The organism is Puniceibacterium confluentis (assembly GCF_007923445.1).
Classification (GTDB): domain Bacteria; phylum Pseudomonadota; class Alphaproteobacteria; order Rhodobacterales; family Rhodobacteraceae; genus Puniceibacterium; species Puniceibacterium confluentis.
Genome location: NZ_VOJI01000026.1, coordinates 19009 through 40733 on the forward strand (window position 1 = coordinate 19009; position 21725 = coordinate 40733).

At 61.3% G+C, this 21725-nt stretch carries 18 protein-coding genes; 6 read left to right on the forward strand and 12 right to left on the reverse strand.

What is annotated here, in order from left to right; translation table 11 throughout:
• Positions 1 to 95 precede the first annotated feature (95 nt).
• The 5 genes from mscL to pheS form a co-directional block, all read right to left on the reverse strand.
• Positions 96 to 518 (reverse strand): large conductance mechanosensitive channel protein MscL, encoded by a 423-nt coding sequence (gene mscL / locus FOY53_RS19290; RefSeq protein ID WP_146591936.1) that lies wholly within the window; start codon positions 516 to 518, stop codon positions 96 to 98.
• Between the two features lie 124 nt (positions 519 to 642).
• A complete protein-coding gene (locus FOY53_RS19295) occupies positions 643 to 1092 on the reverse strand; it encodes a YtoQ family protein (RefSeq protein WP_146591938.1) in 450 nt (149 codons plus the stop codon).
• A 165-nt stretch (positions 1093 to 1257) separates the two neighbouring features.
• Positions 1258 to 3654: a phenylalanine--tRNA ligase subunit beta gene (gene pheT, locus FOY53_RS19300; protein WP_146591940.1), complete on the reverse strand. Its 2397-nt coding sequence runs from the start codon at positions 3652 to 3654 to the stop codon at positions 1258 to 1260.
• 417 nt (positions 3655 to 4071) lie between these two features.
• Positions 4072 to 4515 carry a BLUF domain-containing protein gene (locus FOY53_RS19305; protein ID WP_186766674.1) on the reverse strand — a complete coding sequence of 148 codons (444 nt, stop codon included), beginning with the start codon at positions 4513 to 4515 and terminating at the stop codon, positions 4072 to 4074.
• A 214-nt stretch (positions 4516 to 4729) separates the two neighbouring features.
• Positions 4730 to 5803: a phenylalanine--tRNA ligase subunit alpha gene (gene pheS / locus FOY53_RS19310; RefSeq protein WP_146591944.1), complete on the reverse strand. Its 1074-nt coding sequence runs from the start codon at positions 5801 to 5803 to the stop codon at positions 4730 to 4732.
• Positions 5804 to 6002: 199 nt separating this feature from the next.
• Here pheS and FOY53_RS19315 point away from each other — a divergent pair, with 199 nt between their 5' ends.
• Positions 6003 to 6875: an aldose 1-epimerase family protein gene (locus FOY53_RS19315; RefSeq protein ID WP_146591946.1), complete on the forward strand. Its 873-nt coding sequence runs from the start codon at positions 6003 to 6005 to the stop codon at positions 6873 to 6875.
• Positions 6876 to 7087: 212 nt separating this feature from the next.
• On the opposite strand, the gene rplT is transcribed toward FOY53_RS19315, so the two are convergent.
• From rplT to pyk, 4 genes are all read right to left on the reverse strand, one after another.
• Positions 7088 to 7453 carry a 50S ribosomal protein L20 gene (gene rplT, locus FOY53_RS19320; RefSeq protein WP_146591948.1) on the reverse strand — a complete coding sequence of 122 codons (366 nt, stop codon included), beginning with the start codon at positions 7451 to 7453 and terminating at the stop codon, positions 7088 to 7090.
• Between the two features lie 29 nt (positions 7454 to 7482).
• Positions 7483 to 7683: a 50S ribosomal protein L35 gene (gene rpmI / locus FOY53_RS19325; RefSeq protein WP_146591950.1), complete on the reverse strand. Its 201-nt coding sequence runs from the start codon at positions 7681 to 7683 to the stop codon at positions 7483 to 7485.
• Positions 7684 to 7900: 217 nt separating this feature from the next.
• Positions 7901 to 8125, reverse strand: a complete 225-nt coding sequence (locus FOY53_RS19330; protein ID WP_146591952.1) for a hypothetical protein — start codon at positions 8123 to 8125, stop codon at positions 7901 to 7903.
• A gap of 30 nt (positions 8126 to 8155) precedes the next feature.
• Complete coding sequence (gene pyk / locus FOY53_RS19335; RefSeq protein ID WP_146591954.1) at positions 8156 to 9601, reverse strand: pyruvate kinase; 1446 nt, start codon at positions 9599 to 9601, stop codon at positions 8156 to 8158.
• A 158-nt stretch (positions 9602 to 9759) separates the two neighbouring features.
• On the opposite strand from pyk, the gene FOY53_RS19340 reads away from it, so the two are divergent.
• The 3 genes from FOY53_RS19340 (at position 9760) to FOY53_RS19350 (ending at position 12082) form a co-directional block, all read left to right on the forward strand.
• Complete coding sequence (locus tag FOY53_RS19340) at positions 9760 to 10497, forward strand: N-formylglutamate amidohydrolase (RefSeq protein WP_146591956.1); 738 nt, start codon at positions 9760 to 9762, stop codon at positions 10495 to 10497.
• Between the two features lie 20 nt (positions 10498 to 10517).
• Positions 10518 to 10832, forward strand: a complete 315-nt coding sequence (locus FOY53_RS19345) for a DUF1244 domain-containing protein (RefSeq protein WP_146591958.1) — start codon at positions 10518 to 10520, stop codon at positions 10830 to 10832.
• A gap of 230 nt (positions 10833 to 11062) precedes the next feature.
• Positions 11063 to 12082 carry an endonuclease/exonuclease/phosphatase family protein gene (locus FOY53_RS19350; RefSeq protein ID WP_146591960.1) on the forward strand — a complete coding sequence of 340 codons (1020 nt, stop codon included), beginning with the start codon at positions 11063 to 11065 and terminating at the stop codon, positions 12080 to 12082.
• A 42-nt stretch (positions 12083 to 12124) separates the two neighbouring features.
• Here the strand turns inward: FOY53_RS19350 and FOY53_RS19355 are convergent, their stop codons facing one another.
• The 3 genes from FOY53_RS19355 to dgcN all read right to left on the reverse strand — a co-directional run bounded on the left by FOY53_RS19355 (position 12125) and on the right by dgcN (position 15105).
• Positions 12125 to 12988 (reverse strand): D-amino-acid transaminase, encoded by an 864-nt coding sequence (locus FOY53_RS19355; protein ID WP_146591962.1) that lies wholly within the window; start codon positions 12986 to 12988, stop codon positions 12125 to 12127.
• Between the two features lie 29 nt (positions 12989 to 13017).
• Positions 13018 to 13983: an N-acetyl-D-Glu racemase DgcA gene (dgcA, locus tag FOY53_RS19360; RefSeq protein ID WP_146591964.1), complete on the reverse strand. Its 966-nt coding sequence runs from the start codon at positions 13981 to 13983 to the stop codon at positions 13018 to 13020.
• Positions 13984 to 14103: 120 nt separating this feature from the next.
• Positions 14104 to 15105, reverse strand: coding sequence for an N-acetyltransferase DgcN (gene dgcN / locus FOY53_RS19365; RefSeq protein WP_146591966.1), 1002 nt, complete (start codon positions 15103 to 15105; stop codon positions 14104 to 14106).
• A gap of 262 nt (positions 15106 to 15367) precedes the next feature.
• Between dgcN and FOY53_RS19370 the strand changes: the two genes are divergently transcribed.
• Positions 15368 to 16324 (forward strand): L-malyl-CoA/beta-methylmalyl-CoA lyase, encoded by a 957-nt coding sequence (locus tag FOY53_RS19370; protein ID WP_146591968.1) that lies wholly within the window; start codon positions 15368 to 15370, stop codon positions 16322 to 16324.
• 915 nt (positions 16325 to 17239) lie between these two features.
• Positions 17240 to 21286, forward strand: coding sequence for a hypothetical protein (locus FOY53_RS19375; protein WP_146591970.1), 4047 nt, complete (start codon positions 17240 to 17242; stop codon positions 21284 to 21286).
• Positions 21287 to 21725: the final 439 nt, after the last annotated feature.

Below are 21725 nucleotides of genomic sequence, written 5' to 3' on the forward strand. Positions count from 1 at the left end.
GCGTCCACGCATCAAAAAAGCGCGCCGTCCCGTCGGGAAGGCGCGCTTTTTGTGTTCCAAGGCCCCGGACCGGTCTGCCCGGGGGCGCAGGCCGTCTATTTGCGCAGGGCGTCACGGATCTCCAGCAGCACGTCAAGCTGCGAGGGTCCGGTCTTGACCTCCGGAGCGATCTCGTCGGGTTTTTCAGCGGCGGATTTGATCCTGTTCACCATTTTGACCAGCATGAAGACCACAAAGGCAATGATCAGGAAATTGATCACGGCCATGATGAACTTGCCAATCGCAAACACCGGCGCGCCGGCCTCGATGGCGGTTGTCAGCGACGCGTAGGTTTCGCCGTCCAGTGCATAGAACCAACCGGAAAAGTCGATGCCACCGGTGAAAAGGGCAATGATCGGATTGATGATATCGCCCACCAGCGAAGTCACAATGGCGGTGAAGGCCGCGCCGACGATGATGCCGACGGCCATGTCCATGACATTGCCCTTGGCAATGAAATCCTTGAATTCCTGAATCATAACGTTGTCCCCCTGTGGATCTCGGCACACCCGCGGATGCGCTATTGGCGTTTATACACGCCAGACATCCGTCTGTGCACCCGACGTGACCTCACGTTCCGAAATACGGATCGGGGGATCGGGATCAGCCGGGCAACGTGCCTGTCAGGACATACCGCAGGATCCTGACCACCTCGTCAGGGGTGCGGCACACGGCAAGCGCCGCCGCATCGACTTCTTTCAAGGCGTGGTCATGGTCGGGCTGTTGCAGGATGATCAGCGACTTTCCCAAGGCAGCGGCATAGCCTGCATCGAAGGCAGCGTTCCATTGGCGATATTTTTCGCCAAAGCGCACAACCACCACATCGGCATCGGCAATGCCCTTGCGGGTACGGATGGCGTTCACCATCGCGCCCTTGCGATCGTGCCAGAACTTGTCCGGTTCTTGGCCGAGAATCTCGACGCCGCAGTCGTCCGAAGCGGCATGATCGGTCACAGGGCCGGAAAAGGTCACGTCCAGCCCCTGCGCCCCGTCGATGATCTGATCGCGCCAGTCAGTGTGAATTTCGCCGGACAGGTAAACATTCAGTCCCATGGAAGCCTCGCTTTGGTTTCAACAGTCAGAGAATGACCGAAAGTCTAAACATCGGGGTTCAGGGTTGCCAGTCGCGGTTTCCCGATGTGACGAAGGACGCCGCCAACCCGTCGGCCTCGGCACCACGGCCGCCATCGCGCCGTGATGCCGGTATGACCGACCGTTCTAGCCGCGCAGCGTGCCGCCAGTTGCCTGCTGGACCTTCTCGACGATCCTGGACGAGATCGCCTCGATGTCCTTTTCCTTCAGCGTCGCCTCGGTGGGTTGCAGCCGGACTGTCAGGGCGATGGATTTCTTGCCCTCGCCCAGCGCGCCACCGATGAATTCGTCAAAGACCCGCACCGCGGCAATCATCACCTTGTCCGCGCCGGCGGCAGCATTGACGAGGGTCTGCGCCTCGATCGCAGCATCGACGACAAAGGCAAAGTCCCGTTCGACCGCCTGCAGGTCGTTCAGCGCCAGCGCGGGCCGGGTCGAAACGCTGTTGCGCGGCAGCGGAATTTCGGCAGGCCAGATCGTAAAGGCGACGGCAGGGCCTTTGACGTCCAGCGCTTTCAGCACCTTTGGATGAACCTCACCAAATACGCCAAGGGTCTTCTTGGGTCCGAGGCAGATACGGCCATGACGGCCCGGATGCCACCAGCCCTCGCCGCCGCGCAGGATCTGCACCTTGGCGGGCGCGCCCATCGCGGCCAGCACCGCTTCGGCATCGGCCTTGGCGTCGAACACATCGACACTGCGGGATGCGCCGTGAACATCCTTGGGACCGGTGCGGCCGATCAGCAGACCCGAGATCTGCAACCGTTGCTCCCCGGGCTCGCCGCCGGAAAAGGTCGCGCCGATTTCGAACAGCGCCTGATCCGGAAAACCGCGAGCCTGATTGCGCGCCGCGGCCTGCAACAGGCCGGGCAGCAGTGACGGACGCAGATGGCTGAGATCGGCGCTGATCGGGTTGGCCAGCATGGTTGCGTCATCGCCGCCGCCGAACAGCGTGGCGGCAGCCCTGTCGATAAAGCTGTAGGTCACGCATTCGTTGTAGCCCAGCGCCGCAGTGGTGCGCCGTCCGGCCTGTTCGCGCTTTTGCAACGGCGACAGAATCGGTTTCGGCACCCCTGCCTGTACCCGTGGCAGCGGCTTGCCCTGCAACCTGGTAAGCGAGGCGATGCGCGCAACCTCTTCGACCAGGTCAGCCTCGCCCAGCACGTCGGGGCGCCAGCTTGGCACTGCCGCCATGTCGCCATTCAGCTCAAAGCCAAGCCGCGTCAAGGTCTCGCGTTGCTGTGCTTCGGGGATGTCCATGCCGACCAGCGAGATCACCCGCGCAGGATTCAGACGGTAGGCGCGCGACGTGTCCGGGATGGTCCCCGCCACCACGACTTCGGAGGCTTCGCCACCCGCCACGTCCAGGATCATCCGGGTGGCGTGTTCCAGACCGTGCGGGGTCCAGGCCGGGTCGATGCCGCGTTCGAAACGGTAGCGCGCGTCGGAATTGATCTTCAGCGCGCGACCGGTGTAGGCGGTGCGGACGGTGTCGAAATAGGCCGCCTCGATGAACACATTTGTGGTGTCGGCCGTCACGCCCGTGGGCAGGCCGCCCATCACGCCGGCGACGCTTTGCACGCCCGCGTCGTCGGAAATCAGCGTCATGTCGGGCGCAAAGGTGTAGGATTTGTCATCCAGACCAGTCATCGTCTCGCCCCCCGCAGCGCGGTGCACGCGCAGGTTTCCGGTCACCTTGTCGGCGTCAAAGACATGCAGCGGCCGGTTGCGGTCGTAGGTGAAGAAGTTGGTCACATCGACCAGGAACGAGATCGGGCGCAGCCCGATGGCACGCAGACGCGCCTGCAGCCACTGCGGGCTGGCGCCGTTCTTTACGCCCTTGATGACACGGCCGTAGAACACCGGGGCGGCGTCCAGCGTGTCGGCGTCGATGCTGACCCCGATCGGGCAGGCAAAGGAGCCCGGCACGGCATCCATGTCACGCGGCTTCAGCGTACCAAGGCCGCGGGCGGCAAGGTCACGTGCAACACCGCGCACACCCAGCGCGTCGGGGCGGTTGGGCGTGATCGCAATGTCGATCACCGGGTCCACCTTGGACGGATCGTTCTGTGCCAGCCAGTCGGCAAAGCTTTGGCCGACCTCGCCCGAGGGCAGTTCGATGATGCCGTCATGTTCGTCCGACAGTTCCATCTCGCGCTCGGAGCACATCATGCCGAAGCTGTCGATGCCGCGGATCTTGCCGACACCGATGGTGGTGTCGATGCCGGGCACATAGGTGCCGGGTTTGGCGACGACTACCGTGATCCCGGCCCGGGCGTTGTGGGCGCCGCAGATGATCTGCGTCTCGCCGTCGTCGATGGCGACGCGGCAGACCTTCAGCTTGTCCGCATCGGGGTGTTTTTCCGCCTCGAGCACTTTGCCGATGGTGAAACCCGACAGTTTTTCCAGCGGGTTTTCAACGCCTTCGACCTCAAGCCCGAGGTCGGTCAGCGCCTCGGTGATCTCGTCCAGCGTGGCGGTGGTGTCGAGGTGATCCCTGAGCCAGGAAAAGGTGAATTTCATCGGTCTCAACCCGTTAATTGCGTGTTGCCATCCCTTAGCGGATCGGGGTCCGGGGGGAAAGGGGGCGGTGTCGCAAAGCAGGGCGCGCCCGGGAAACCGCCCGGTTGGATACCACGGGCCAAAACAACCCCGCGCCTGCGGTCAGCATGGAGCCCGTTCCGCCACACGCTCGATTGCGCCCGGATGATACGGCTGCCAGTCGCGCAGCGGACGCGGGGCGGCCTTGCGGTGAGGAACTCCGCTCTGACGATAATCAGCCGGATCGCCGCCGGTTGCCACTGCCGCAACAGGCACGGCAACGAACCTGTCGACAAGCAGATGGCGGCGGTGACAGCGATCAATGGGTCACGACCTCACAACGCGCCTGGATCCGACACCTGTTGCCAGTTCAATTGCGGCCCAAGCCGTCCAACAGCCTCATGGATCGCTCCGGCGGAGGAACGCGAAGCCCCGCGCCGGTACCTTGATCCCTTCGCGCCAGAGCCGCAGAAACAGCCCCTCGACCTCGGGACGCGGCGCCTTGTAAGCCCGGCCGGCTGCAATCTCTTCCGGGCTCCACATCCAGTCGGCGGCCGGAGCCTGACGCATCGTCCAGTCCGGGAACAGCCGCCAGCTGGTCTGTCGGTGCACCAGCGTCCGCACGGCCGCGTGGCGGGTGTCCCTGACAATCTGCGCATAGGTTGTGTCAACGGCGGCCGGTGGCCCCTCGAGCAGTTGCAGATACATATCCTCGCGGGTGATCAGGGCGCCTGTGATGTCGTTGCGTTCGTTGTAGTGGCGGGCGGTCGCAAGAATGGCGTCCAGCGTCTCGCGCCTGTACCCGACCGGGCGGGACACGTAGATGAGCCTGAGATGTGTCACTGGAAATTCTTGGTCCGGAACATAAGCACCAATCTAAACGAAAAAACACATTCCAGATGGATAACAGAGCAATCGTGGCGCCGTCAATCAGACCCCCGCCGCCGGGCCCGGGCAGACCGGCCCACGCCTGCCGTCTGCGTCCGGTCCGGCAGCCCGACCCGCAGCCTGAGAGTCGGGCGGTCGTGTGGCGCCGCGGCCCGCGCCGCCAGGGCGATCAGCGGCTGAGGCCGCCATGCAGCGTCGGCACGTCCAGCGCGGCAAAACCGTAGTGGCGCAGCCAGCGCAGGTCGGAATCAAAGAACGCCCGCAGATCGGGAATGCCGTATTTCAGCATGGCGATGCGGTCGATGCCCATGCCGAACGCAAAACCCTGCCACAGCTCGGGATCGACCCCGGCAGAGCGCAGCACATGCGGGTGGACCATGCCCGAACCGAGCACTTCGAGCCAACCGTCCCCCTCACCGATTTTCAGCTGCCCGTCGACCCACGAACATTGGATGTCCACTTCCGCCGAGGGTTCGGTGAAGGGGAAATGCGAGGCGCGGAACCGGGTCTTGATGCCGTCGACTTCGAAGAAGGCCGCAAAAAATTCCTCGAGCACCCATTTCAGGTTGGCCATCGAGATGTCCTTGTCGATGGCGAGACCCTCGACCTGGTTGAACATCGGCGTGTGGGTCTGATCATAGTCGGCACGGTAAACGCGGCCCGGGGCAATGATGCGGCAGGGCGCGCCGTGCTGTTCCATGTGACGGATCTGCACCGGGCTGGTGTGGGTGCGCAGCACATGCGGCGGGCGGTCGTCTTCGGCTGCGCGATGCATGTAGAAAGTATCCATCTCGGCCCGCGCGGGGTGGTGGCCGGGAATGTTCAGCGCGTCGAAATTATACCAGTCGGTGTCGACCTGCGGGCCTTCGGCCACGGCAAACCCCATATCGGCGAAGATCGCGGTGACCTCTTCGGTCACCTGGCTGATCGGATGGATCGAGCCGGTGCGCTGCGCCCGGACCGGCAACGTCACGTCCAGCCATTCGGCGCGCAGCCGTTCGTCAAGTGCCGCATCGGCGAGCGCTTCCTTGCGGGCGGCAAGGGCCGAGTTGATTTCGTCCTTGAGCGCGTTCAGCGCCGGGCCGGCGGTCTGGCGTTCCTCGGGTGTCATGCGCCCCAGTTCGCGCATCTGCAGGCTGATCTCGCCCTTTTTGCCAACGGCCTGCACCCGCAGGTCTTCGAGCACGTTTTCGTCGGCAGCAGCCGCAATGGCCTGGATGTATTTGTCACGCAGATCGGTCATGGGGGCCTCCGGAAGTCCTGGCGTCCTGCTAGCACAGCATCCCGGGATTGCAAGCTTCGGGGGCATCTGACAGCCAGCATCCCACACATTGGGCAGCCATTCGGCCAGGAGGCCAGAGGACCACGATTTCCGGATGCGGGTGCTGGTCCTGCGCGACCGGATACGGCAGGGTCCGGGAAACCCGGATCAGGACCGCGCAATGCCCCCTTCCCTCACGCAACTTGAAAACGCTCACCTCAGCCTGACAGTCGCGGATCTTGGCGCCGAGATGCAGAGCCTTCGCCTGGCGGACGGACGGGAACTGTTGTGGAACGGCGATGCCGCGCATTGGAGCGGGCGGGCGCCCGTGCTGTTTCCCATCGTCGGACGTGCGCCGGAGGACCGCATTGCGGTCGGAGATTTTGCGGCTGACATGGCCCAGCATGGCTTTGCCCGGCGGTCGGTGTTCGAACTGGAAGAGTCCGGCCCGGACCTGTGTCGGCATGTGCTTCGGGACAACGCGGCAACACGGGCGGTCTATCCCTTTGGCTTTGCCCTCAGCCTGACCCATCGGCTCGACGGGGCGGCAGTAGAGGTCTGTGCCGAAGTCCGGAATTGCGACGCACGCGACATGCCCTTCGGCTTCGGCTTTCACCCGGCGTTCCGCTGGCCCCTGCCGCGCTGTGAGGGCGATCCTCATGAAGTGGTTCTGGACAATGGGGCCGAACCGGACCGGGCATGTCTGGAGGATGGTCTGCTGACACCAACCCGCGAAGCCTCTCCCTTTGACAAGGGGCGGATCGGGATAACGCCGGGCATGTTCGACGACGGCGCGCTGGTCTTTCCCCGGGGCGCGGGCACGGGGCTGCGCTATGGAGTGGCCGGCGGGGCGCAGCTGCTGTTCCGGTTCGACAATTTGCCCAACCTCGCATTGTGGAGCAAGCCGGGCGCACCGTTCCTGTGTATCGAGCCCTGGCACGGCATGGCGGCCGAAGTCGGCGGATCGCCTCAGATTGCCGAGCGACCCTTCAGCCTGGTCCTGGGTGCGGGGGATGTGGCACGCTTTGGCTGGCGCGCCGAGGTGCGGCTCTAGCGGCGCCCAGGAAAATCTTCCTCCGAAGATTTTCCTGGTGAGAATTTTCTACGAAAATTCTTGCACCGTCGGGAATTCGTCGTGGCTTGCCGCCCGCTTGATCACCGGCTGGCTTTCGCCGGGCAGCGGACCGCGGCACCGGCCTCGCACCCACAAGAAAACGCCGCGTACGGATGCACGCGGCGTTTTGAATTTTACGCTGTCAGGCGTTCTCAGGCGGGCAGAGCCGCCTTGGCCTGAGCGGCGATGGCGTTGAACGCTTCGGGCTCGTGCACGGCGAGATCTGCGAGAACCTTGCGGTCGACTTCGATCCCGGCCAGCGCCAGGCCGTTGATGAAACGCGAATAGGTCAGCGATTCGTCAAACATCCGCACGGCGGCGTTGATCCGCTGGATCCACAGCGCGCGGAAGCTCCGCTTGCGGGCGCGACGGTCACGCGTGGCGTACTGGTTTGCCTTGTCGACGGCCTGTGCGGCCACCTTGAAGGTGTTCTTGCGACGGCCATAGTATCCTTTGGCTTGGTCGGTGATTTTCTTGTGACGGGCGTGGGTAACTGTCCCACCTTTGACTCGTGCCATGATCCAGGCTCCTTATATCTGCAGGTCTATCAGCGGTCGTAGGGCATGTAGCCCTTGACGATTTTGGCGTCGGGAGCCGACAGAGCTGTCGTCCCGCGCGCGTCGCGGATGAACTTGGTGGTCCGTTTGATCATGCCGTGCCGCTTGCCGGCCTGGCCTGCCATCACCTTGCCGGTGGCAGTCACCTTGAAGCGCTTTTTGGCGCTCGACTTGGTCTTCATCTTGGGCATTTCCGTCTCCTTGTCTTCTGGGTCGGTCGGACGTGCGACTCGGCATGCCACGTAGGCCGGACGCACGGGATTGAGGGCGCCGTATAGGCGGGGACGCGGGGTGTTGCAAGGGGTTTCACAGCCGTCGGTTCGACTGCCTGCCGAGGGTGGACCGGGGACCATCAAACCGGGGCCCGCCGCTGGCAGGGCCTGCGTTGCCGACCCGAGGCCCCTGCCGCTAGCCGATCAGCTGACCGATGACCCCATAGATCACGGACGGCAGGTCTTCCCAGGCATAGCCGCCGGGTTTGGTGCGGATGGCATAGACCACCAGACCGCCGCCGATCACCAGCGCCAGTGCGGCGGACCGGGGCGGGCGGTTGTCGGACCAGGCTGACAGCACCGCGGGCAGCGACAGCAGAACCACAATTAATCCGATGCAGAGGGTCAGATCCGGATCCATTGTGCCTGTTCTCCCTGCCCGGCGTTCCGGTCAACCCGGATCGGTGGCGTAGATGAGCCGCTCGTCACAGGGTGCGACGCGCAGAATATTGGTTGTGCCCGAAGTGTTGAACGGCACACCGGCCGTGACCACGATCTGATCCGTGGTTGTGGCATAGCCGCCTTCACGCGCCGCGCGCGCGGCGCCGACAACCGCTTCCTTGAAGCGTTCGAGCACACCGACCTGCACCGTGTTGGTCCCCCAGAGCAGCGCCAGCCGCCGCGCCGTGGACAGCGACGAGGTCAGGGCCAGGATCGGCACCCGGGGGCGTTCGCGCGCCACCAGCAGCGCCGTGGTGCCGCTTTGCGTAAAGCAGCAGATCGCCTTGATGTCCGTCGTCTCGGCAATCTCGCGCGCGGCGGCGACGATGCCATCGGCGATCGAGGCGCGCTTGGCGATGCGACTGGCATCTATCACTTCGCGGTAGGTGGGATCGTTCTCGACCTCCATCGCCACGTTGTGCATGGTCTGTACCGCTTCGACCGGATAACTGCCGGCCGCGGATTCAGCCGACAACATGATCGCATCGGTGCCCTCGTAGATCGCCGTGGCCACGTCCGAGACTTCGGCGCGCGTCGGCATCGGCGATTCGATCATCGATTCAAGCATCTGCGTCGCAACGATCACCGGCTTGGCGGCTGCGCGGCATTTGCGAATCAGACGTTTCTGGATCGGCGGCACGTTCTGCACCGGCAGTTCGACGCCCAGATCGCCGCGCGCCACCATGATGCCATCGGACACCTCGAGTATCTCGTTGAAGGCTTTGACGCCGGCCGGCTTTTCGATCTTGGACAGGATCGCAGCACGTCCGCGACACAGTTCGCGCGCCTCAAGAACATCCTCGGGACGCTGCACGAAGCTGAGGGCGAGCCAGTCGACTCCGAGCTGGCAGACAAACTCCAGATCCTTGCGGTCCTTGTCCGACAGGGCGGCAAGCGGCAGCACCACGTCGGGCACGTTCACGCCCTTACGGTTGGAAATCGTGCCCCCAATGATCACGGTGCAATCGGCAAAGTCGGCGCCGCACTCCTTGACCTTGAGGCGGATCTTGCCGTCGTTCACCAGCAGATGCGCACCGGGCTCGAGAGCTTGGAAAATTTCCGGGTGCGGCAGGTTCACCCGCTTGGCGTCGCCCTCGGTCTTGTCGAGGTCAAGCCGGAAATCGGCGTCCGCGACCAGTTCTTCCTCGCCGTTGGCAAAGACACCAACCCGCAGTTTCGGTCCCTGAAGGTCAGCCAGAATGCCGATCGGGCTGTTCAGATCCACTTCGACCTGACGGATGATCGCGTGACGCTCGCGAATTTCGTCATGGCTCCCGTGGCTCATGTTCAGACGGAACACATCCGCCCCGGCCTCGTGCAGCTTGCGGATCATCTCGTAATCGGAGGATGCCGGCCCAAGCGTGGCCACGATCTTTACATTGCGCAGACGTCTCATGTTCACTGTCCCGTTCGGAATTCTGGCGGTCTTTCGAAGCCCTTGCTCCTGCGACGTCCGTCTGGTCGTCGTTACCGCTAACAAATCATCAGCCTTATTGCGTATTTCCCAATCTCGCGCAACTCCTCTATGTCATGCGCCAAAGAGATGACACCGCCATGACCTACACCCCATATCATATAGACGGCGCCGAGCGAAACAGCCGCTGGCTGATCACCTGCGACCATGCGGCAAACACCGTGCCGCCTGCAATAGGCGCATCTCTGGGCCTTCCGCCCGAAGATATGGCACGTCACATCGCCTATGATATCGGGGCGGCCGGGGTTGCGCGCGCGCTGGGGGCCGCCCTGGGGGCGCCGGTGATCCTGTCCAACTTCTCGCGGCTGGTGATTGATCCGAACCGCGGCGAGGATGATCCGACACTGCTGATGCGGCTCTATGACGGGTCGGTGATTCCCGCCAACCGCCACGCCGACGCGGCAGAAAGGGAACGGCGCCTCGCCGCCTGTCACCGCCCCTACCACGCCGCGCTCGAGTCTCTGGCCGCGCGGCGAGACGACACCGTGATCGTGGCGGTGCACACATTTACCCGACAGTTGCGTGGTCGGCCCGAGCGGCCCTGGCACATCGGCATTCTGCATGCCTGGGACCGGCGCCTGTCGGACCCGCTGATCGCACTGCTCGATGCAGAGCCGGATCTTGCGGTGGGACGCAATCAGCCCTATCCCGGCCACCTGCCCGGCGACGCGGTTGACCGGCACGGGCTGAAACACGGGCGGCAGAACACGCTGATCGAACTGCGCAACGACCTGATCACAACGCCGGACTCGCAGGCCGCCTGGGGCGCCCGGCTCGCGCCACTGCTCGCAGAGGCGCTGAAACGTGCAGAACCATGATGTCCAAGGGAGAGAACGACATGGATGACCAGACCCGTATCGAACTGGAGGCCGCAGCCTTCCGCCGCCTGCGCCAGCACCTGATGCAGGACCGCCCCGACGTGCAGAATATCGACATGATGAACCTGACAGGATTCTGCCGCAACTGCCTGTCCCGCTGGTATCAGGAAGCGGCCAACGAACGCGGCATCGAGATGGACAAGGACACAAGCCGCGAGCTTTTCTACGGCATGACGATGGCAGAGTGGAAATCCCGGCACCAGACCGAGGCGTCGGATGACAAGCAGGCGGCCTTTGAAACCGCCTTTGCAAAGAACGTCGGCAAGACGGACTGAAAACCGGGCGCGCCGGTTCGGCGCAGTCCGCGGTTCTGTCCGGGCATTCGACCGGCGTCGCGACCCCCACGCGGCCGTGATGCGCGCTCCAGTCAATCACGCAGCCGCCAGCCCTGTCCCGCGATGGTTGGCGCGCGATACGATCAGAAAAGGTCATGCAACCTGTGGGCGAATTGGTTGTACGATGGCGTCATTGACCCGCTGTCCATAGCTGCCAAGGGGCCTGCCGTATGAAAATCGTGAACTGGAACATCGAATGGATGAACAACTGGTTTTCGGGCAATGATCTGCCCGTCTGGGGCAGCAATGCGCTGAGTGCGCCTGCGGCGCGACAGACCGCCGGGCGGGTCGCACGGGTGATCCGCGCCCTGAACCCGGATCTGCTGACTCTCCAGGAGGGGCCCAGCGCGCGCGCCGAGATGGCGCTGTTTCTGGAGCTGCTTGCCGCGGACGGCGGACCCGAATTCGAGATGATCATGGGCAACGACGGCGGAGCGCAAAAGCTGTTCGCCCTGCGCCGGGTCGGCGGGTTGTGCGAAAGTTTCGGGCTGTCCACCGACCCGCTGACCGAAGCGCTGCGCGACGTCTGGCTGGCGGATGTGAACGGCGATCTGCTGCTGGAGAGTTACGAGTTCACCCGCGCGCCGCTGGTGATCAGCGCCGATCCGGTCGCCGGGCAGCCGGTACGGATCGTGGTTCTGCACACCAAGTCAAAATATGTGCACCGCGGCCGGCAGCTGTTCGACAATCCGGCGACCCGGCCCGAATTCATCGCCGACGCCATGCTGGCACGACGCCGGATCTCGGCCGAGGCTTTCCGGCTGCGCAGCTATCTGGATGCGCTGGTCGCCGAAGACAGCGGTGCCCGTGTTGTCGTGACCGGGGATTTCAACGACGGGCCGGGGCAGGACTTTTTCGAACGCTCCTACCTCACGCACAATGTCACCGACATCCTGCTGGGCAGCACGTTCTACCCGGATCTGATCTATACCCACGGGTTCCTGTCGCGGGTGTCGGCGGCGGCCCTGTTCACCGCGCGGTTCGACGATTTTGTCGATGGCGTACTGGACCGGCCGCTGCTGCTGGATCACTTCGTGATTTCACCCGCCCTGGCTCCCGAAGTGCGGGACGGCGGCATCGCGCACCCCGCCTTTGATGCCGAGACCCTGCGGATGAACGGCAAGCGCGAGGACCGGCCCAGCGACCACCGCCCGATCTGGATCGAACTGGGCCTGCCGCTTTCAGGCTAGCGCCGGTGCGCCCCCTCGCGTTCCGGCAGGGGGGCTCGACTCTCAGACCGCTGTCTTCCGGCTTTCTTCGAGATAGATTTCCCGCAGCCGCCTGGTGCGCTCGCCCGGCGTGCCACGCCCCAGCACAACACCGTCGATCTCGACCACCGGCATCACGAACGAGCTCGCCGAGGTGATGAACGCCTCGTCCGCCGCCTGCGCTTCGGCAACGGAAAAGTTGCGCTCTTCCACTTCCATCTGTGCCTCGGCGGCAAAACGCAGCACGGCGGCGCGGGTGATGCCGTGCAGGATGTCGGTGGACAGGGCCCGGGTGATGATGCGGTTGCCCTTGACGATATAGGCGTTGTTGCTGGTGCCTTCGGTGACAAAGCCATCCTCGACCATCCAGGCATCGTCGGCCCCGGCCTTTTTCGCCATCATCTTGCCCATCGAGGGATAAAGCAGCTGCACCGTCTTGATGTCGCGGCGGCCCCAGCGCTGATCCTCGATGCTGATGATCTTCATGCCGGTCTCGGCCATCGGGCTGGCCGCCAATCCGGGCTTGTTCTGGGTGAACAGCACAATGGTCGGTTCGGTCGTCTCGGGGTCGGGAAAGGCAAAATCCCGGTCCCCGGGCGCGCCACGGGTGATCTGCAGATAGACCAGCCCCTCGTTGATGCCGTTTTCACGCACCAGTTCGCGGTGAATCTCGAGCAGTTCATCCATGGTGCAGGGCGCCCGCATCTCCAGCTCGGCCAACGAGCGCTGCAGGCGGACGGCGTGACCGGCAAAGTCGATCAGCTTGCCGTCAAGCACACTGGTGACCTCATAGACACCATCGGCCATCAGAAAGGCGCGGTCAAAAATCGAAATCCGGGCCTCGGTCTCGGGCAGGTAGTCTCCGTTCACATAGACGGTGCGGGTCATGGCGTGGAATCCTTCGTGGTCTGGCATTCTCAGCCCCAGAGGGCTGCGGTGGGCGGGTGCACGCCCTTGTCGTCAAAGAGCAGCGGTTCGGGACGGTCTTCGGCCAACAGCAGCGGGCCGTCAAGATCCGTCACGAAAGCGCCCTGCGCGACAAGCGTTGCCGGCGCCATTGCCAGCGACGAGCCGACCATGCAGCCGACCATGACCCGGTAGCCCTGCGCGCGTGCCGCCGCCCGCAGCGCCAGCGCCTCGGTCAATCCGCCGGTCTTGTCGAGCTTGATGTTCACCACGTCATATTTGCCTTCGAGATGCGCAAGGCTGGCGCGGTCATGGCAGGACTCATCGGCACAGACCGGCACCGGCCGCGCCATGCCGATCAGCGCCGCATCCGCCGCCGCAGGCAGCGGCTGTTCCACCAGCGCAACCCCCAGCCGGACCAGGTGCGGCGCGAGATCGGCGTAAATTTCGGCCGACCAGCCCTCGTTTGCATCGACGATGATGCGGGATCTGGGCGCACCGGCGCGCACCGCTTCCAGCCGCGGCATGTCGTCGGCGGTGCCAAGCTTGATCTTCAGCAGCGGACGAAACGCATGTTTCGCCGCCTGCGCGCGCATCTTGTCGGGGGTGTCCAGCGACAGGGTGTAGGCGGTGATCTCCGGCCCCGGGGCGGCCAGTCCGGCCAGCTCCCAGACCCGTCGGCCCGCCTGCTTGGCCTCGAGATCCCAAAGCGCGCAATCCACCGCATTGCGCGCCGCACCGGCAGGCAACAGCTCATGCAGCCCCTGCCGCGTCAGATCCGACGGCAGCCCGGCAATCTGGTCACGGACCGACTCGAGCGTCTCGCCATACCGCGCATAGGGCACACATTCGCCCCGGCCGGTCACCCCGCCCGCGGTGAGGCGCACGGTCAGGACCCTGGCCTCGGTCCGCGACCCGCGGCTGATGGTGAAAACCTCCGCCAGACTGAAAACGTCCCGCGTCACCTCTATCTGCACGTGCCTACCCCTTCTTCTCTTTCCAAATACTCATCTTCGACACCCGACCCCGCACAGGCTCCGCAGTTTGCGAACCGAACGCGCGGGGTCACGGATCCGGGCCACGACCGGCCCCGGGGCTCACAGCGCCGCCAGCGCCGCGACCAGACGCTCGGCACCGTGGCGATAGGGATCCACCGCCGGCAGGCCCAGCCGCGCCTCGACCTCGGTCAGATAGGCCGAGGCCTCGGCCTCGGGCAGGTGCTGGGTGTTGATCGAAACCCCTGCCACCTGACACGCCGGGTTTGCCACCCGGGCCAGTTGCAACGACAGGTCGCGCACCGCCTCCAGTGTCGGCAGGTCATAACCCGGCAGCCCGCGCATGTGGGTGCGCGTCGGCTCGTGGCACAGGATCAGCGCATCGGGCTGACCGCCGTGAATCAGCGCCAGCGTCACCCCGGAAAACGAAACATGAAACAGCGATCCCTGCCCCTCGATGATGTCCCAGTGATCGGCATCGTTGTCGGGCGTCAGCCATTCGATCGCGCCGGCCATGAAATCCGCGATCACCGCATCCAGCGGCACACCGTCGCCGGTGATCAGGATACCGGTCTGGCCGGTGGCGCGGAATGTCGACTTCATCCCGGCCTTGCGCATGTCCCGGTCCAGCGCCAGCGCGGTGTACATCTTGCCGACCGAACAGTCGGTGCCCACCGCCAGCACCCGTTTGCCGCTGCGTTTTTCGCCATTTGCAATCGGATAGGCCACCGAAGGGATGCGCACGTCGTGCAGTGCCCGGCCCAGCGTCGCGGCCCTGGCCACCAGATCCGCCTCGTTGCGCAGCAGGTTGTGCAGGCCTGACGCGATGTCGAACCCGGCCTCAAGCGCGTCCAGCAGCACCTGTTTCCAGGCCGGGGAAATGACCCCGCCCCGATTCGCCACGCCAATCACCAGGGTCCTGGCGCCCGCCGCCCTGGCCTCGGCCAGGGTCATGTCGGTCAGCTTCATGTCGGCCCGGCAACCGTCCATGCGCAGTTGACCCACGCAGTTTTCGGGCCGCCAGTCCTTGATCCCCTGGGCCACCTTGGCTGACAGGCCGTCAGGCGCGTCGCCCAGAAACAGAAGATATGGCGTCTCGATCATGGTCGTCTCCCGGAGGTAAGGATTTGCGGCACGCTAGCCGTCTTTGCGCGCAACTAAGTTGCTTTTGCGTGGCATTTCCAGAGACCTCCGCAAGATCCCTTCGCAATCGGGCCGTGTTGCCGAAGAAACGTGCAAGCGGCCGCCCGTCACGATGCCGCGCCGCAGCGCAATGCTGCACTTGCAAATTCCACTTGCGACCCTTTGCGTAATTTAATAACCGGTATGCAACGGAATACGAAACATCCTTTCAAGGAGACGAGACATGTCCTTCCGCATTCAGCCTGCCCCCGTCGCCCGGCCAAACCGCTGCCAGCTGTTCGGCCCGGGTTCACGCCCGGCGATCTTCGAGAAGATGGCAGCCAGCGCCGCGGATGTCATCAACCTTGATCTCGAGGATTCGGTGGCGCCCAGCGACAAGGACAGCGCCCGCGCCAACGTGATCCAGGCCATCGGTGACATCGACTGGGGCACCAAGACGCTGAGCGTGCGGATCAACGGCCTGGACACACCGTATTGGTACCGCGACGTGGTGGACCTTATGGAACAGGCACCCGAACGGCTCGACCAGATCATGATCCCCAAGGTCGGCTGCGCCGCTGATCTCTATGCCGTCGACGCCCTTGTCACCGCGATCGAGCGCGCCAAGGGGCGCACCAAGACGCTGGCCTTCGAGGTGATCATCGAATCCGCCGCCGGCATTTCCCATGTCGAAGAGATTGCCGCAGCCAGCCCGCGCCTGCAGGCGATGAGCCTTGGCGCCGCGGATTTTGCCGCCTCCATGGGGATGGCCACCACCGGCATCGGCGGCACGCAGGAAAACTACTACATGGCGCGCGAAGGCGCAAAATTCTGGTCTGACCCCTGGCACTGGGCCCAGGCCGCCATCGTCGCCGCCTGCCGCACCCACGGCGTGTTGCCGGTGGACGGACCCTTTGGCGACTTTTCGGACGACGAAGGCTTCCGCGCGCAAGCCTTGCGGTCGGCGACGCTGGGCATGGTCGGCAAATGGGCGATCCACCCCAAGCAGGTGACACTGGCAAACGAAATCTTCACCCCCTCGGAGGCAGCCGTATCCGAAGCCCGCGAGATCCTCGCCGCCATGGATGCCGCCAAAGCCAAAGGAGAGGGCGCCACGGTCTACAAGGGGCGCCTGGTGGATATCGCCAGCATCAAACAGGCCGAAGTGATCGTGCGCCAGTCCGAGATGATCGCGGGCTGAAGCTGCCCCACGCTGACGCTGTCCCGGCCCCTGCGGCCGGGATGGCCGCAACCCGGCATGACAGCCGACACAGGCCCGGATCGCTGCCTTTGACAGGGATCGGTTCACCGCGAACCTGAGGTTCAGGGCGTGAAGGCCAATGGATGGCAGGGCCTCAGCCGACTCGGCTGTGCACTCCGCCCGACGACCGCGCCGCTGTTTGCCCGCCCCAGACCTGTCCTGCGGTCTGCGTGCCCGGCCTGGACAGGACCCGCCGCCAGATCAGCAAGCCGCCGCTAGCGGTTGAGGCGCTGGTCGCGCGGCGTTCCAGCCTCACTCCCCAGCCGACCAAGCAACTTGCCGGAATACGGCGGCCGTTTTGCAGGGTGTCTGCTTGCGAAGGTACCGTCCAACGGAAGTGGAACATACCGTGCCACGAGCGCGACAGGCGTGAGTCGAAATGCAACGCCGTGCCTCACCTGTGTGGCACACCCGTCTCAAGCGTCTCTAAATTTTTGGTCGTGAAGGAAATGGTGGAGCCTAGGGGGCACTCCACCAAGAATTCAAGCCATTGAGAAGTTTAAGTAAATAAGTGTGCGTGTCTTCGTGTGTTACACTGTAGTGTCGCACCTGCGAGGCTGTGACAAGGGAAAGCTGCTTGCTGTAAGACGTGCTGACCGGTGCCTTTGGGCGCTAGCTTCGAGCAGGGCCCCAGCAATTGCTACGGTTCCGAGTAATAGTCCGTACCGTGCGTAAATAACAGTCAGGGCGGGCGGGAAGCGGAAATTCGCTGCGCCGCCGCGCGCCTCAGTCTGAGACCAGCTAGCGGACACTCTTTTTAGGCTGCGCCGTGATTTCAATCGCCGGTCAACCCTTGCGAACATACCTGTGACGATGCACCCTGTGACCGGCAAAAGTATTTGAGTTGAGCAGAAGATGCCCCCAGAAAGTTTTCCCGTTGGGGATACGACTAGAGAAGCCATCGATTCCCTGCGTGGCTATGTTTATCAAATATATCAATCGGCTCTGGCATGGACAGAGCTGGGAGAAGATGGCTTTCTGTTCTTGGAGATCGCAGAAGACTATTCTGTGGCTGCTGCAAATGCACTTGAGGCGGTTCAAGTCAAAGAAACCGCAGGGCGTATTACAATAAACTCAGATGACGTGGTCGCATCTATCGACAGCTACGTTCAGCTCAAGGAGAGAAATCCCAACTTGGATATTTCTTTACGCCATCTGACGACATCAACAATTGGCAAAGAACAAAAGTCAGCACATAGAGTGAATGACGTTCCTACTCTGACTGCGTGGCGAAGTCTCGCGAAGACAGGTGACCTATCGGAATTTCGGACAGTATTGGGCGATTCCAAACTTTCCAAAGCCACAAAAGACTTTGTAAAAAAACTCGATGATTCTGAGCTCAGGAATCAGTTTTTAAAGAAGATTCATTTTGATTGTGGCGCGCCAGATTCTCGGTTTCTTGCGAAACAGCTCAATTCAAGAGTTTCTAAACTAGTGATGGAGCGTGGAGGAGTACACTCTCAGGCGGCTAGCTGTACAGCAAGCATGGTTCTCTCACTTCTTCGTTTAGCAACAACCAAGAACCGCGACGAGCGTGTAATCGACCGGAACGGTCTAGAAGAACTTCTCGAACGCGCAACCCAACTCGTCCTGAACCGTGCAGATTTCGAGGAACAAAGCCGTTTGATGACCAGAGCGATTTCGGCAGCGGTGCCGTCTGGTTCAGAACTCTCGAACACACGCTTCGCGACACCTAAACCAGTCTCCGAAGTACCGTTGCCTCGAGCATTGGCATCAAGAAAAAGCGAAATAGATGATATCGCCCGAAGCTTAGAGCACTATGGCATGAGCTGGGTTTCGGGTGCTGCTGGTATGGGAAAGACCGTAGCGGCGCGGGTAGCGGCACTACGCACTGGAGGCAATTGGGCAAGCATCAACCTGAAGGGTTTGAATAGTGAACAAGTCGCGCCAATTTTGTCAGAAGCAGCGGCTGCAATGCACGACTATGATATTCAGGGGATATTGCTCGACGACCTTGAGTGTAAACTAGACCCCAATGTATCCGATAGCTTGCACTACTTGCTCCACTCGGCCGACCGCTTGGACGTTCTTACAGTTTGCACCGCACCAAACGCTCCACCGTCAGACTTCTTGTTTACTGCTGACCTACCGCCGAAAGCTGTTTTGAAAATTGCTGAATTCTCCGAGGAAGACATCGGCGAAATTCTAGAAAAACTCGGGGTAAAGGAAACTTACTGGGCGAATTATGTCCATTTGATCTCTGGCGGCGGGCATCCTCAACTAGCAATTGCTGCGATCCAGAGTCTCAGTGGTGCAGGCTGGAACCCTGAAGAGTTTAAGACGCTCAACGCCATGTTAGTAGGATCACCCGAAGTCGACGACGTAAGAAGGCGGACTCGCGAACGCCTTCTTGATGAATTGTCAGAATCCAGTCGTCGCCTCATCGAACGTTTATCTCTTAAAACGGGGGCCTTTAAACGAGAACTTGCGATTGATCTCGCGAAGATTTCACCAAGCATAACTGACGCCGGGATTGTGTTGGATAGCCTGATCGGATCGTGGGTTGACCAACAAGAAGGTGACCGTTTCCACCTATCACCATTATTGTCAAATTATGCGTCAAAGACGCTATCCAACGAAGACAAAGAGACCATCCAGAGCGCCGTTGCCGTTTCACTAACGAAAGGCCGGAGTCTCGACGTAAGCGACATGAACGCCGCCCTGCTTGCCGCTTGGAGCAGCCAGAACACAGCAGTGATCGTAAAAATATGTATGGCCATCTTTGGTGCTGAGCATGATGAGTTGGAAATTATTGCACCACACATGTCTATGTTTACGTTGTTCAGGACAGATACCAGCGCGTATCCGTCAGAACCGGCAATCAACCAAATGTTCCGCGGTGCTCAACTCATCCTACTGAATCAAGAAAGTGATCGTGGCCAACAATTTTCCGACGCATTGATATGTTTTGAACGAGAGGCCTTGGAGGTTGAGGAACCATCTATAAGAACCTCTATGAGTATGTTGGTATACTCAAAAATCTTGCTTCAAACTTCAAAAGCGGGGTTAGGCGTTGGCTTCCTAGACATTATCTCGAAGCTCAACAAGATTTTGGATAATGAAGACAGTTCACTTCCTTCTGACATGGTCGAACAGATGGCTATACCGGGGTCTGATGGCGTCGAAGCTATAGCTTTCATGTTTCTAAACCAATCGAACAAAATATCGAAAATTCACGACCTGCTAGCTGTTTTCGACTATCTTGATCGCAGTCCGCCAGCACTGCGTGAAAAGCTACTACTTGCGTTTCATCACGATGATTTTGAAATCGATATGCTCGTGAATAGCGCTTGGCTACGCGAGCACGATGCCGACACTATCGATGCATCAACTCATGTTCCAATTTTTGCTCGCCTCGAAGAATATGCGACAAGTTGGGGACAGGCTGAACTTGCCGTTTGTTGCAGGAAGTTTCAGGCCATAATTCTAGACGAGTACGGCAACGACAAAGACGGGGCACTCTCGGTTCTCGACGACGGCTTGACGAAACATGGTCAAACAAATTCTGAATTGGTACGGGCAAAAGCAAAAGTCCTTTATCGCTCAGACGACCACGAGGGGAACCTTGAGCTTTCGAAAAAACTGATTGAGGGAGATGCACCTCTAAGCCAGGTCGAAAAGGCGTTCTTGGGAAGGGACGCAGCGATCAGCGCCGAAAAGCAAGGCGATTTCAAGTTGGCCCGCCGTTATTACTCCTACGGAAGCGACGCTGCGAAGAAATCTAACCTGCCAGACATGGCAGCCATGAGAGTCGGGTTGTTGGCTGATGCCGCGCTCGCAAGTTGGCATGTCGGCGATAGGGTTACCTGCTTGCAGGACTTCGTTGCAGTTCTGGGTGAGCTAAACCATTTCAAGCCCGATGAAACACTGCGTACAGCACATTGCCACGCAGTCGTTCGACACGTTCTACTCTGGCTTGATCAAGAAGCCACTGGCGAGAAGCGTCTTCTCGAAGACGGCGAAGAGACAAAAATTTATCCTGGTTGCGTAAGTAATCCTGAACCTCATTCCGAGATTGGCGAGCGCTACATCACCCCAATTGACATGGCATGGTACATGCTGGCGACAGTCGAGAACCATTTGGTTCTTGATGCTGGAATTACTGAAAATTTAGATCACTTCCTGCCGAAAGGTCCTGTTCTTGAGGGGCAGCTTCTGCTGGGTTCGGCCAAGATGCACAAAGCCCTGTCTCGGTCTGACGCAAAGCTTTTTGTAACTTCCTTGCGGGAAACAATAGCGTATTTTGCGTTTGCAAAAGCTAGCGGCGGTCAGACCGGTGGGTTGGACATCAAGAACGTGACATATGGTAATTTTCCGACGCCTAGCGAGGAGCAACAAAAAGATCTAAGGGACCTGACTGAGCAGTTTGTTCTTACGTTTGTCGCCGTTAGCATCTTTAAGAGTGATTGTGAGTCTGTTGCTGTACTGCTCACTGAGTTAATCGGTGCGAGCGGCTTCTCTATTCGACCGCAATTATTGGATCGCCTGCAAAGCGAAGGACCGGTCGAAGACTTCTACACAGACTTTGCCGGTCTATTACTCGCCTGCACCCAAGGAACGCCTGAGGTACCAAGTGGCTCCCCGCGACAAGTGTTGGAGGTTGCGTTCAAGTCTCTCCAAATTGCTCAACAGACGGGGAAATACGGCCTGGTGGCAGAGGCATTGCGACCATGGATAAAGGATAGGTGGACGTTCATCTGGGAGCGGCAACGTTTTCTGCTAAACAGGCCAGCGCTTCATCAGGAAACCATTACAGCCGTGATGAAAGACGATCAGGCCTCAAACGAACGAAACGTCGTCAATATTTTGCAGGCCGTCCTGCCGACACTCGGGATCGGAAATCAAAGCGCGCTAGAGAGAATTCTTTCTGAATTGCCATGATCAATAAACTAGAATACGGGCATCGCTCGCACCGGAGGTCCTAGCTTGCCAGCGTTGGGTTTTTGGAGCCGCACGAAGGTCCGGAATGCGGGCTGCGCCCGCAGCATCCACTCTGTGCGCTCAAGGGCGGCTCAGGGCCGTTTCCGCAACTAACCCTGCGACCATTCGTTTCGATCCGCTGCGCTGCGCTGCGGGAGTATCCCAAAAGCACAATCCGTAGATTACTGCCTGCGCTTCCGACTGATCAGAACCGATCCGAGCTTCATCAGTTATCCGTCTAACCTTCCGCATCAGGCCTTTCGGGAATGCTGCGCCTAACTTGCGCCACTATGGGTCATGCGAGCTTGACCGAGCATCCATACTGTCAATCGGCAGGCAATCTTGACCCCCTATCGGCATCCAAAAATGACCCCCTTGGGGCGCTCGGGTAGCTGGCCCG